The 13,574-nt window shown below is 33.9% G+C and carries 13 protein-coding genes; 5 read left to right on the top strand and 8 right to left on the bottom strand.

What is annotated here, in order from left to right:
* Positions 1-48 precede the first annotated feature (48 nt).
* The 8 genes from ACECE_RS0225660 to ACECE_RS32150 form a co-directional block, all read right to left on the bottom strand.
* Positions 49-1,206, bottom strand: a complete 1,158-nt coding sequence (locus ACECE_RS0225660; RefSeq protein WP_010252674.1) for a hypothetical protein — start codon at positions 1,204-1,206, stop codon at positions 49-51.
* Positions 1,207-1,320: 114 nt separating this feature from the next.
* A complete protein-coding gene (locus ACECE_RS0225655; protein ID WP_010252672.1) occupies positions 1,321-2,541 on the bottom strand; it encodes an anti-sigma factor domain-containing protein in 1,221 nt (406 codons plus the stop codon).
* A gap of 16 nt (positions 2,542-2,557) precedes the next feature.
* The gene (sigI, locus tag ACECE_RS0225650) at positions 2,558-3,289 is read right to left on the bottom strand and encodes an RNA polymerase sigma-I factor (protein ID WP_026074009.1); all 732 of its coding nucleotides are present in this window, start codon (positions 3,287-3,289) and stop codon (positions 2,558-2,560) included.
* A 460-nt stretch (positions 3,290-3,749) separates the two neighbouring features.
* Positions 3,750-4,094 carry a hypothetical protein gene (locus ACECE_RS0225645; RefSeq protein WP_010252665.1) on the bottom strand — a complete coding sequence of 115 codons (345 nt, stop codon included), beginning with the start codon at positions 4,092-4,094 and terminating at the stop codon, positions 3,750-3,752.
* A 276-nt stretch (positions 4,095-4,370) separates the two neighbouring features.
* Positions 4,371-4,568, bottom strand: a complete 198-nt coding sequence (locus ACECE_RS0225640; protein WP_010252662.1) for a cold-shock protein — start codon at positions 4,566-4,568, stop codon at positions 4,371-4,373.
* Between the two features lie 252 nt (positions 4,569-4,820).
* The gene (gene infC / locus ACECE_RS0225635; RefSeq protein ID WP_010252660.1) at positions 4,821-5,354 is read right to left on the bottom strand and encodes a translation initiation factor IF-3; all 534 of its coding nucleotides are present in this window, start codon (positions 5,352-5,354) and stop codon (positions 4,821-4,823) included.
* 240 nt (positions 5,355-5,594) lie between these two features.
* Positions 5,595-7,007, bottom strand: coding sequence for a dockerin type I domain-containing protein (locus tag ACECE_RS0225625; protein ID WP_010252654.1), 1,413 nt, complete (start codon positions 7,005-7,007; stop codon positions 5,595-5,597).
* A gap of 366 nt (positions 7,008-7,373) precedes the next feature.
* Positions 7,374-7,496, bottom strand: coding sequence for a hypothetical protein (locus tag ACECE_RS32150; protein ID WP_268871032.1), 123 nt, complete (start codon positions 7,494-7,496; stop codon positions 7,374-7,376).
* 143 nt (positions 7,497-7,639) lie between these two features.
* Between ACECE_RS32150 and ACECE_RS0225615 the strand changes: the two genes are divergently transcribed.
* The 5 genes from ACECE_RS0225615 (at position 7,640) to ACECE_RS0225595 (ending at position 13,517) form a co-directional block, all read left to right on the top strand.
* Positions 7,640-7,945: a hypothetical protein gene (locus ACECE_RS0225615; RefSeq protein ID WP_010252650.1), complete on the top strand. Its 306-nt coding sequence runs from the start codon at positions 7,640-7,642 to the stop codon at positions 7,943-7,945.
* Positions 7,946-8,043: 98 nt separating this feature from the next.
* Entirely contained in the window at positions 8,044-8,283 is a 240-nt protein-coding gene (locus ACECE_RS0225610) for a hypothetical protein (protein ID WP_010252647.1), read from the top strand.
* A gap of 247 nt (positions 8,284-8,530) precedes the next feature.
* Positions 8,531-10,924, top strand: a complete 2,394-nt coding sequence (locus tag ACECE_RS29870; RefSeq protein WP_010252644.1) for a DUF5050 domain-containing protein — start codon at positions 8,531-8,533, stop codon at positions 10,922-10,924.
* Positions 10,925-11,125: 201 nt separating this feature from the next.
* Entirely contained in the window at positions 11,126-12,418 is a 1,293-nt protein-coding gene (locus tag ACECE_RS0225600; RefSeq protein WP_010252641.1) for a DUF362 domain-containing protein, read from the top strand.
* Between the two features lie 202 nt (positions 12,419-12,620).
* Complete coding sequence (locus ACECE_RS0225595) at positions 12,621-13,517, top strand: phosphate ABC transporter substrate-binding protein (protein ID WP_010252639.1); 897 nt, start codon at positions 12,621-12,623, stop codon at positions 13,515-13,517.
* The last annotated feature ends 57 nt before the right edge of the window (positions 13,518-13,574 follow it).

Genomic DNA, 13,574 nt, shown 5'->3' with positions numbered 1-13,574 from the left:
TTTAATTCTAAAATAGGGGCGTCAGTTATTTACTATAAAGTTTTCATTCTAATTAAGAATGGATCTAATTTTTGAATTTTGATTTTCAATAACATCCTTTACCTGTTTTGTTGCATCTTTCTCAATTTGTTTTACCTTTAGCTCAAGCTCATCTTTGAATTTCTTAATCTTTGAATCCTTTTGTTTTGAATTTATATCCTTTCTATTACCAATCTCATTTATCTTTTCCTGTGTTGATTTTATCTCAGCGTTAATTTGCCCCTGTGCCTTATTCCTAATATCAGATAACTTCTGCCTAGCCTTTTCAAGTTCAGCGTTTATCAAACTAAGTTCATTACTTGAATTTGGTTTTGTAAGCAAAACCGTACTATCAAAATTGCGACTTTCAATTTCACTAGGTTGTTGTACAAACCCATTCTTAGGCTTATCGTTGTTATAAGTTTGTGGATCCTGCTTATATGTATTAGTAGGTGGGGTTACCCATACTCTTGGTCTCTCTCTATCACTTGAAGCGATTACTGGCTTATGCGTGTTAGAAGGTGGTACCAATGGATTACATCCATTATTTGAAGGTGTTGCTTCTGGGTTATATTCGTTCCAGGAATGATATTGCCATCCACTGGAATCACATCCACCAGAAAATGGTGTTGTAATAGGTTTACAATCAATTTTGGATGGCGTTGCTTCTGGTTTATATTCGTTCCAAGAATGATGTTGCCATCCACCGGAATCACACCCACTAAAAGTTGGCGCCGCCTCAGGTCTACAAGCAATATTAGATGGCGTCACCTCAGGTATATGTGCCTGTGAAGACGGTTGTGCCCACATCTTGGGTCTATTACTATTACAAGGGATCTGTTCTTGCTGTATATCTGCAGAAGCATGTGTCCGAGTTGTTAAATTATGGCCAGTAGATGAAGGCGTTGCCTCAGGTTTATATGTATTATGAACAGATAACCAGTACGATTGTTTATCATCTTTATCACATGTGTTATTTTCGGGTGAAACTTCATCATCCAATTGAATAGTTTCAGGATTTGTTTCTTCAGTACTTTGGATAGACTTTTTACCAATATGACCATATGCTTGATCTTTTTCAGCCATGCATAGCGAAAACTCTCTCTCAGTATCCTTGGCCATAACGTTACTACCAATGGTGTTAATAAGAATTGCTATTAAGATTGTTATAACGCCAAGTCTTTTCACTCTAATCCCCCCAATGCCCCATCTAAAAATAAATAATATCGAAAACTAATAATACTTAAAATCAATTATAACATTTAATTTACCATTAAACTAGTCTAACAAAAATAATACACATTATTTTTGTTCCGGTAATAAATCATTCGATTTCTGGTAAAGCTGGTTTAATTCTATTTGAGCTTTCTCATTTCCAATCCTCTTTATTTCATCGATTCTGGACTTTAAATCGTTTTCAACTTGCCTTATTCTTTTAGTTTTTTCTTCATAGCTAAGACTGCTATTTATTTTAATTTGGGATATTTCCTTGTTTGCCTTTTCTGTCTCAAACACTACATCACTATTTATTTGCTGCTGAATTCTTTCGATTACCTTTTGAGTTTCTTTATTTGCTGATTCAATAGCTTCAATGTTATCGATATCACTAATTCCATCGATAGATAAGTTTTTTCCTCCATCGTCTACTATATTGCTGCTATTCTCATTCTTGTTTTCCTGGTCAACTTTATCTCCATCTGCTTTCTGATTAGAAGCATTTTCATTGTTATTTAAAATATTGTCAGTATCCTTGTTTATATCTTCAAATTCCTCTTTAATATCTATCTTTTCAACAATTTCTCCAATCTGACTTTGTTTCAACTTCTCAATATCCAAGTCAAGTCCCTTTTCTTTACCAATTTTAAAAACTGAATATCTGCCCATGGACAAATTATTATCAGCCGCCAGTTTCCTGTCATCTGATTTGATTTCCATAAAGTAAGGCTCGATATTTCTACTTGAAAGCTCGTCTTTAATTTTGTTATAAGAAATATGAAGATTTTTCAATCCTTTTTCATCAATGCTTCCTCCGTCCTTATCGTCTAGACAAGCTGTAATTAAGACTTTATTATCAGAATCCAAATCGATTATACCCTTCTCATCAAGCTTTTGAACCATATCTACCAGCGCAACTTCCAATGGCTTTTTCTTTATGTCCAGGTCATCGAATATAGTTTCAGAATTTTTGTCATGAGACTTTATATCTATTACGCGGTTTTCTTTATCAACCACCAACTCCCAGCTTGTGTTTATGTCAATATCTACATAAGCATAAATCTGATTTGTATAGAAAATATTAATATAAAACAGCACAGCTATAAAAACAGCTGCTACACTGCCTATTATTGCAGAATATTTTGCTGCTGTTTTAGTTTTATTTACTATTTCTGAGGGTTCAAATATTATTTCCAATCCTTCATACATACCCGGTTGTTTTCTAATACAGACAACCTCACAGCTATCTGTCATTACAAAAGCTTTATTCTCTTTAACTTCAATTACTACCCCTAAATATTCCACCATTTCATTTCACCCCCGCTTATTCCAGATGTTTAATGTAGTTTTTTATTATATCCAAGTCGCTCTTTAGAATTAGAACCAATGCGATGATGTATTTTCTATTTCGTTCAACAGTTCGTTGGCTTACATCTATATATTTTGATAAGCTTTTAAATGGAATTGTCTTTTTTATAGTAAGCTTGTCATATAAATTTTCGTCTTCAACTATATGCTTAGCTATTTTAACACATGTTTTTCTAGAATCTTTATGTTTGGGCATAGTGTTCACAAGATCATTCATTGATATTCCAAAATCGCCCATCTTCTTAACAAAAGAAGAAAACTCTTCACGAATCTCAAAATTATATACATGATCTGAATACTCTGACTTAAAAAACTTTTCTTCAAAATCGTATGTTTCGTCCCCTTCGAAATACGAAAATGGATAGACTACAGAACTCTTCTGGTTTTTTCTCCTGTAATCAATCAGCCTTCGCTGTATAACCTGATATGAAAATTTCTTAAAAGAGCACTTCCTATCTTCATTATACTTTTCAATAGCTTCATTAAAAGCAATCAGCCCAATACTGTACTCTTCACTATTTTCTATATCAATAAATTTATTATTAAGCACCTTAGATACGGATTTAATAATAAATGGCCTATAATCACTAATAAACCTATCTTTCAGGAGCTTATCCCCATTTTTAATTTTATGCAATATATCGATAAAGGATCTCTTTTCGGGTGTATGCACACCCAAAATCCACATGTCCACTCACATATCACTCCCCTTTTATAGTATAGTTCGTGTAAGATTTTTTTTTAAGTCGGTGTTTATGTAAAAAAAAGAACACCCTAGGGAGTTAGAGGTGTTCGGGTTAAATAGTGAGTAATTACCTTTATTCACTGATACTTTTTCGTGCTCTCCTGCTTTTTAAACTTCGCAGTTTCTTTCTATAGAGAGCTTTTGGTACTTTCAAGGGAGTTACCTTATATCTATATATTATTACACTGATTTTAAATTGAGTTTTAGCTTCTAAACTCAATCCCTTTTCTTACATAATAGTTATACGAAACCAAGTAACTTTTTTTGACGGTAATATAAAAAATTTTTGAAAATTTTTTTGAAAATAGTTGAATAATAATTTTGGGGATATCTTCACGTAACCTTATTTGTTTCAAACAGGCACATGAAAATCACAGATTATATTTTATATAAATCATGATAATTAAAGCTTCGAATTAAGAAATATCATCCCATCATCTTTCTTTATAACAAACGAGTTTGTTTCTGTCATAAAAATTTTGGTACTTTCAGGTAAACCAATTTTATCGTCTGCACCAACTAAAAAGGAACCCCCATCATGTCCTATAATAACATCAAATTTGAATCTATCCTGTGTTTTGCCCATAACATCTTTTCTTTGCCCATTTTTGCTGACAACTCTTTTTATCTCTTTGAAGTAGAAGCCCTCTTCGGTTTTTTCAAGTTCATCCTTGAATTTATTTATGTCTATCTCAGTCATTTGTGCATTCACCGCTCTCTTTACTAACTCTAAATTGTTTGTATTCATTCTAAACCGTCATATAAACATTCAAATATCCAAATAATGTATAATACGTTTTAAATCAATTACTTACTCAGTATTTATCGGCAGAATTATCATAAAATCAAGTTTTATTAGCATAAATTGCAGCTTGTATTTCAAAGAACCTTATAATACAATCTTATAAAATTTAATTCAACTGGAAACTTGGGTAATTGACTCAGTAAATAACTTCTTAAAAAACACCACCGCTAGCGCAGTGGTGTTTAAAACTTTGTGTTAGTGCGTTCTGGTATTATTTAACTATGATAATCTTACATTTGTGGCCTGTAGCCCACGCTGTCCTTTTTCCAGATCGAACTCCACTCTTTGCCCCTCATCCAGTGACTTGTAACCTTGCGATTGAATTGCAGAGAAGTGCACAAACACATCGTCTCCGCCTTCTCTTTCAATAAAACCAAAACCTTTTTCAGCATTAAACCATTTAACTTTTCCAATCATTCAGTACTGCACCTCCTCAAATGCATTGAGATTTAGGTATATAATAAATATTATATTCTCAATTCTATATATATTTTGTTAAGAACAAGCGTCCAATATTCAACTTATTCTATACTAATTTTACATATCTATACAAAAATATTTAAGTTAAAGTAAAATTGTCATACTCTTCTATTGGAGAATTCACCTATTTCTTCTATACAAATAACTCCAATTCTAATATTTAAGCTCTTTCCACTCAAACAAACTATATCATTTCTCCTTATTAGGATTAAGTATCATCATCATACTTTTACCCTCAAGCTTTGGTTGTTTTTCAACTATCCCAACACCATTAACTGCTTCAGCAAACTTTTCCAGAACTTCCTTCCCAGTTACTGTATATTTCATCTCTCTACCTCGAAACCTAATACTAACTTTGACTTTATCACCATCTTGAAGAAACTTACAGGCATTTTTTACTTTAAAGTCAAAATCATGTTCTTCAATCGTAGCAGATAATCTTACTTCTTTAAGCGAAACCACCTTTTGGTTTTTTCTAGCTTCTTTCTCCTTTTTAGCCTGTTCAAACATACTCTTACCATAGTCCATAATCTTACATACCGGTGGTGCTGCATTCGGCACAACTTTTACAAGATCAAGGTTTTTCGTAATTGCAATTTTTTGTGCATCCATTGATGACATAATGCCTAACATAGCTCCATCATTGTCAATAAGTCGAACCTCACGATCCCTTATCTCATCATTCATTTGCAGCTCATTTTTTTTAATAGAAAACGCCTCCATTTATATTTATTTTTAACATTGGAACAAATTTTAATGCACCTTGGATTATAAAAAAAAGAGTGGATACAAAAGTAATCCTCTCTTCGTTACAATTAAGTATTAATTGAATTATAGTTAAGCCATAAGCAAATCTATCATCAAAACGAATAGTACTTCCTATTTTTGTAATCATCTTATTATACCACTAATTAGCATATCTGTATGCTTATTTTGAAAATTCTATGCAACAAATATGCCTAATCAAAAACTAACGGGCAATTTACTGACTTTGCCAAGTAAATAAAGCCTCAAATTTGCAAAATCTATTGAGTTTACAACTCCATCTCCATTGAGATCTGCAAATTTCAAAGATATTCCATCGCTGTTTCCATCCAGCATGTATTTTCTAAATACTGCAAAGTCAATAGAGTTTACGTTACTGTCATTATTCAAATCTCCATATAACCCTGGAAGTACAGTTCCTGATTCTACATCAAAATTAAATGCCTTACCTGCAAAAACAAACCTATATTTCCCTGATGACAATTTGCCTAAATCAAATTTGGCTTGCTTCATTGTTTGCGTACCTGTCACACGGCCATCGTACATTTCAACAGTTGCTAAAGCCTGCAATGTTTTTAATGTTGACCCGTCCGGATTGACTCCTGCCGATACTGCAACTTCACCATCCGTTGTTATCCTATACCCAGATTCGTTCCTGACAGCAATATCAACATAGGCAATATAATTAGCTTCAGAATCATTTACTATTTTTACTTCCATATCATTCATCGGAGGATTGTATTCAACCCATTCAAGAGTATAACTTTCTGCCGCTTGTATACTGGATGTGGTTTGTGTGCTGCCTGTAACAGGAAGTACTTTTGGAGATATAAATTGCACATAGTATTTCAGTCCATCTACATAAAATACAAATTGTTGTAAGCTATTGAAAGGAAGATATCCTAAATCATATTCAAGTGTTTTAGTCGTTATTACTGTCAATGAAGGACCTGTATATTTTGTGATATTAGCATTAGCCACATGGGATGTATAATCCGATCCATCAGGATTTTCAACTGTTGATGTAGTTAGTGCATCTTCATAATCTACTCTATAACCTGAATCCGGGAAAGTTAAATTTACCAACGCTTTGTAATGATTACCAGCAGACCAGGAAAATGTGTCCGGCTGTACCTTAATCTCAACCTGATCTGGAGTTGGAAGATATTTTTCATAGGCGTCAATTTCAATGGTGTAATTTCCAATCTCAGTTCCATCATCGAAACCCAAGATAAATAGGTGTTTTCCTTTCGACAATTTACCCAGGGTATAAGTTATTGTTTCCTTTGTTTCTACCTGGAGGCATTCACCCGAAGGTTCAATAATCTCATTTACAGAAGCCCTGAAGGACATAGAAGTTGAGCCGTCAGGATTTACCATACCAGCTAAGGCTACTTGGTCATCATATTCTACTTCATAACCTGACGTTGGAAACGTGAATGTTACTTCCATTACATAATTATTATCACCAGCATTTTTTACTTCAAACTGCACATTACTATAAGGCTTATTCGTTGCTGCCTCTACTGTCTGTGCCGAAACGCAGATGGCTAAAAATGTTGAAATAACAAAGACCACCATAATAATAAGTGACATTTTACTTTTGCGCATTTTGTTTTCCTCCCTATGTAAATAAATTTTAAAACCAGCAATATTCTATAACTTTCAAAAGTTTTACAAAACAATTAGAGATTTATGGTTTAAAAGTAGCCCATACTGAGTGCTGTTTGCTTAATTCTCCCAACAACATTCTCTTATACATCCATTATATTTATTTAACTCCACATAAACAAGTTACAGTTGTCATATCTTTTATAACATTTTGTCATTACTTTATAACAGAAAATATTATTCTCTTATTGGCAATCCAGAAAATATAATTAAGGAATTCTTGTCGAATACTTTAAAGTTTCACCTAACAACAAAATCAGTTACCTTAGGGGGCAACTGATTTTGTTGTATTACTAAAAGTCTGTCTCACTTCGGCTTAGAAGGGTTATTTTTGTGATAGCCTTTTGATATTCTGTTTGTGTCTTCAAGTTCCTGGGTTTTCTCCTTCATTGGATCTGAGTTAATACCTTTTGTTTTGTTCTTTCCCATTAAATCCACTCCTTCCTCTTTTGAAATATAGTTTGGCCTTTTTATAATAATATTATTTCCTGTTAGTCTATTGAAGTTCTTGATTCCTATGTCAATTAGCAATATAATGGTGTATATTGGATAAAAAAGGGGAGGGACGTTGCGTGAATGAATTATTACACGCCTTAGAAAAAGAAGCAAGTGCTGAAAAGCAGTTATCAAAGAACCAATATGAGAGATTAATGCTAATAACAGAGGCATTATGGGAAATTCTAAAAGAGGAACACAATTATTCCGATGAAAAGCTTATTGAAAAGCTTAAAATCGTAGACTTAAAGGACGGCAGAGAAGATGGCAGAGTACTTCTTCCTCCTTCAAAGTGCAGTTCCTGCAATAAGACTGTTGAAAAAGGTACAGATACATGTATTTACTGTGGTTCTCCTGTTAAGGTAGATGTATTTTACCGTTGACCGATTGGAAATAATTTTTTATCTTCCATTGATGTATTAAAAATGTTATTATATAAAATGTTTTTAAAAAATATAGTTAGCTGAAAGGTGGAAGAATCATGGCTACAAACGATAAAGTGAATAATATTGATGCACTTATTGAAGCAACAAAGGATGAAAATCATACTGAAAGAAAGCAAAACTGGTCGGCTTTTGTAGAAAGCACAGTAGTAAACTTTTTTATTGATTGTAAACTTGAAAAGCTCAATATTGAAGACGGAAGAGGTAATAAAGCAAAGTTGGCCAGACAAAAAGACGACACAATAAAGGTTGAATATACTTCTACAACTACTTTATAATATAAAAGCCGGTTACCCCGGCTTTTATATTATAAAAATTTGAACCTGCATAATTCCCAAAATTATATTTTAGCTACAATCGGTTTATATTTGTAATAATTTAACACATTTACATAAAACCTTTAAGCAATGTAAATAAATTCTTCATACAATTTTTTTATAATCTATATTATACTGGTATACCATAAATTTGTGTGGTAAAATATAGTTAGCACTATTTTTTTTACAAATTTTATAGAGGTGACACATGAGAAAAATTAATATTTCCTTCTTTCTAGTTTTTTTACTAGTAACCAGCCTATTTAATCTACCTGTTCTTGGAGCTACATCTGAAATACAGGTTATTGTGAGAGGGGAAGCTCTTACTCTTTCAAATCCTCCAGTTATTGAATCTGGCCGTACTTTGGTTCCCATGAGAGATATATTTGAAAGTCTTGATGCATACATAGAGTGGGATGGCAATACTAAAACAGTGACTGCTTTAAAAGGCAATACGTCTATAAAGCTGAAGATTGGCAATAAAACAGCATATTTAAATGATGAATCCATTCAATTGGAAGTAGCTGCTAAAATAATTGATGGTAAAACATTTGTTCCTATCAGGTTTATTAGTGAATCTTTAGGTGCTAATGTTGATTGGAACAACAGCACTAAAACCGTTACCATATCACCAAACAGCAGTGAAGAATTACGTGGTAATACTACAGGAAACATTTCCAATGGTGGATTTATATGCGAAAAAGATGACTGGATTTATACTTCTATGTATAAAAAAGGTCTCTGGAAGATCAAAAAAGATGGTTCTGAGAAAGTTCAAATAAGTGAAAATTCTGTTAACTATCTTAATATTGTGGGTGATTGGATATATTATTCCAGCTCATTTTATCTTCCTGAAAAAGATAAATTAAGGCTTTACAAAATGAAATTAGACGGAAGCTCAGTTACAAGGCTCTCCGAAGATATCGTAGAATATGTTAATGTCGTTGGCGATTGGATATACTACATAAATGTCAGCGATGGAAACAAGCCCTATAAAATCAGGCTTGATAGTAAAGGTGAACGTAAGATAAGCGACCTCCCAATGAAGTATATGATTGTCGATGACGGCTGGATATATTTCCAAAAGACCAGTACTGACACACTCTGGAAAATAAGAACAAATGGTTCAGACTCAGCAGAACTTTCTTATGTATACGGATCAGATATGCACATAACTAAGGCTGGAAACTGGCTCTATTTTATCGGCGAGGGCTATGATTCAGGTATCTATAAGGTTGGAATAGATGGACAGAATGAAGAGTTAATTGTCAGTGGTTCAATCGACAGTATAAACTATTATGACGGTTGGCTCTATTATAACAGTACTATTCAAAACCTCTACAAGTTAAAGGAAGATTTAAGCACCAGAAAAACTATAGGTAGCGGAGTTGAAGGAAGTTTCCAAGTTACTGACAATTGGGTTTATTATAGCGAAATTCTTACTGAAAGTGGAAAGGAATATAGGGTAAACACTGAAGGATCTATTAAACAAAGACTTGATGCTGAGGCACCTTTGAAAGATATATTAATAACTTTGCCTAAAAATCAAACTTATCCGGCAGAACCAATTGTATTGTCTTCTACAGCTACAGGTACTACCACCTTAAGTGCTAAGGAAATTGCTAAAAACAAGGATGCCGTTGCATTTATAAAAACTTTTGATGAAAATGGCGAACAACTTGCCTCCGGAAGTGGATTTAATATTAAGAGCAACGGAATTATCGTAACAAACTTTCATGTAATTTCAGGTGCTTCATCTATAACATGTACCTTGAACAACAATACAGAATATAAAGTAGATTACTTGCTCAACTATAATATATTGAAAGACATTGCAATTTTGAAGCTAAAAGACGCTACCAACTTACCTGTTGTGAGATTAGGTGATTCTGACAAGATTGAATTAGCCGAAGATGTAGTAGCAATTGGTAATCCTTTGGAATTTCAGAATACTGTAACAACCGGTATTGTGAGTGGTATAAGAAACATGTTTGGAATTGACTATATACAGACAAGTGCTTCAATATCTCCCGGCAGCAGCGGAGGTCCTCTATTTAACTCCTATGGGGATGTTATTGGTATTACCAGTATGACTATTCTTTATTCACAGAATATCAACTTTGCAGTACCAATCAATAGTGTTAAAAAGCTTTTCGCTTCAGCATGTGTTATTCCATTAGACAGTCTAAACTATTATGAAAGCTCTGCTGAAGAATTTGAACCTAATAATAATTTAGGGACAGCTAACGAAGTCATTCCAAACCAGTCTTTAGAGGGCAGTTTTATTGATAATGAGGATATAGACTATTATTCCTTTACCTTGAACAAAGCCGGAAAGATATCTCTTTTTGCTTTATCTTTCGACTATATGTATTCAGGCTCGGATTCTTGTAAGATAAGCATGACCCTTTTAGATAAGGACGGAAATGAAATATGCGTAAGCTCGGAAGCTACTGAAGTTGATACTGTTGTTCAGAAGATCACAAGTGATTTAAAAGAAGGTACATATTATATTTTAGTTAAAGGAACGCCTGCAAAAAAAGATTCAACTTCGGATTTTAGCGGATCCAGTTACACTTTACAAACCTTTTTAGAAGATTAGGAATGCTGAAAATATAGCTTCTGTTATGACAAGAAACTCCCACTATTTTGTTTAGGGCTTATAGAATTTGATAAGCCCGACAAAAATAGCGGGAGTTGTTTTTTAAATTTTAAAAATCCATGCTTTTACATGTACCAGCAGACTAAAGGATATGATATAATACATAGTTGTATTATAAAAAGTAGATGAAAGGAATTACAAATGAAAAAGTCACGTGTTGCTATAATAAAAACAAACCCTGCTACTGTTATTGATGACTATCATAGATTGATGAATCTTGCCAACTATCAGGACTATATTGACAAAGAAGTTGATACTGCACTGAAGATCAATATAAGCTGGCATTTCTTCTACCCCGGCAGTTCAACTACACCCTGGCAGCTTGAAGGTGTTATTCGTGCTATGAAGAAGGATGGCTTTAACAAAGATCTGATTCATGGCTGCCACAATAGAACTGTTGTAATCGACTCTCATCTGGGAGAAAGAGAAAATAAACAGATTAATGTAATAGAATCGCATGGGCTTAGAAATGTCCATTTATATGAAGGTGAAGAATGGATTGATATAAGAGAAGCTGTTGGTGACCTTACAAAGAAATTTTTGTGCCTAAATGAAGTTTATCCTAAGGGATTTTCGATTCCTAAGAGATTTATTGGCGAAAACATCATACACCTTCCTACTGTAAAAACTCATGTTTTCACAACAACTACAGGTGCTATGAAGAATGCTTTCGGAGGACTGTTAAACGAACGCAGGCATTGGACTCACCCCGTTATCCACGAGACTTTGGTAGATCTGTTAATGATACAAAAAAAGATTCATCGCGGCGTTTTTGCTGTTATGGATGGAACCTTTGCCGGTGATGGCCCGGGACCTCGCTGCATGATCCCCCATGTAAAAAATGTTACACTGGCCTCAGCTGACCAGGTGGCAATCGATGCTGTTGCAGCAAAATTAATGGGATTTGATCCCCTAAAGGATTGTAAGTTTATTCGTCTTGCTCACGATGCCGGGCTTGGCTGCGGCGATGTAAAAGATATTGAAATAGTTGGTGATCTTGATGCTTTAAATGAAAAATGGAACTTTGTAGGACCATTTGAGAAGATGACCCTAGCTAGCAAAGGTCAGCACCTTATATATTGGGGACCTCTAAAAAAACCTATGGAATGGTCTTTGAAGACTGTACTAGCTCCATGGTCTTATATTGCAAGTGTTCTTTATCACGATTTTTACTGGTATCCAAGTCATTACAGCAGAGTCAGGGAAATCTTGAATTCCGACTGGGGCCGCCTGTTTGCAAATTGGGAACAGCTTGAGTTACCACCGGATGATTTGTCAATAAAAGGCTGGAATGATGTTGGTGATAAACCCCTGAAATTATCTAAAGAATCCAGCAAAATGCTTCATAAAGCAGTTAAAGTTCTAGGGGGTGCTATTAAAGAAGCTCCAGAGTTTTCAAGAAAGAAACCAACCAGCACTTTGAATTCTAAATAGATTATTCAAAAATGAGGTGGCATTTAGCATTTAGCCACCTCATTTTTATTATGTTTACTCTTTTACCCCGCCAAACAATTGATTCTATTCAATACTAAAAATGAATCACTAAAAACCCTTAACATAAATTTAACAGTACCTTAATTTAGCATTAACCTCGCTTTATTAATATAAAATCATAAAAAATAAATGGGAGGAAATAATGAATACTATTATAAAATCAGAAAATATCAGGGGTGAAATAATGAACAATATTATTAAAAGAAATGTGATTTGTAAATTAGCTGTAGCAGCACTATGCAGTACATTGGTTCTCACAGGATGTGCAGGCCAAAGCAAAAGCAATGTTTCAAAAATATCTATTGTTGGTTCAACATCTGTCCAGCCATTAGCTGAAAAGTTGGCAGAAAAATATAATGAAAGCCAGCCTCAAGTAAATATAGAAATACAAGGTGTCGGATCAACGGCTGGAATTAAAGCAGTAAATGATGGTACTTGTGATATCGGTACATCATCCAGGGAGCTTAAAACTGAAGAAAAAGCATGGAACTTAACTGAAACAACAATCGCACTTGATGGTATTGCCGTTATAGCTAGTTCTAATAATAAAGTTGGAGATTTAACAAAAGATCAGATTGTAAAAATATTCAAAGGTGAAATAAAAAACTGGAGTGAAGTTGGCGGTGATAATAAGGAAATTATTGTTGTAAGCCGTGAAGCAGGCTCTGGAACTCGTGGAGCTTTCGAAGAACTTTTGAAACTTGAGAAAAAAGAGGGCGATAAAACAATATCCTTAGTAGTTGCTAATGCCCTTGTAGCAGAGGGTAATGGATCTGTTATGGCAAATGTTGCAGGTAAAGACAACGCAATCGGGTATATGTCCATAGGTATGGTAGATGAAACAAAGGTTAAGAAGTTAAAACTTGATGGTGTGGAAGCCACTGAAGAAAACGTCAAATTAGGTAAATATTCAATATCAAGACCATTTCTTATGTTAACTAAGGGTGAGGCAAAAAAAGAATCAAAAGAGTTCTTAGATTTCATTCTTGGTGAAGAAGGTCAAAAAGTAGTATCAGAGGACTATATTTCAGTTAAATAAGTCAATTTAATCAATTAAATACCTCCTCCCCCTGTTCCAAATTTAAAGGTCAGGGGG

This window comes from Acetivibrio cellulolyticus CD2 (genome assembly GCF_000179595.2).
Taxonomy (GTDB): Bacteria; Bacillota; Clostridia; order Acetivibrionales; family Acetivibrionaceae; genus Acetivibrio; species Acetivibrio cellulolyticus.
The sequence above is the reverse complement of the archived record's forward strand: the minus strand, read 5'-3'. Positions and strand labels throughout refer to the sequence as shown.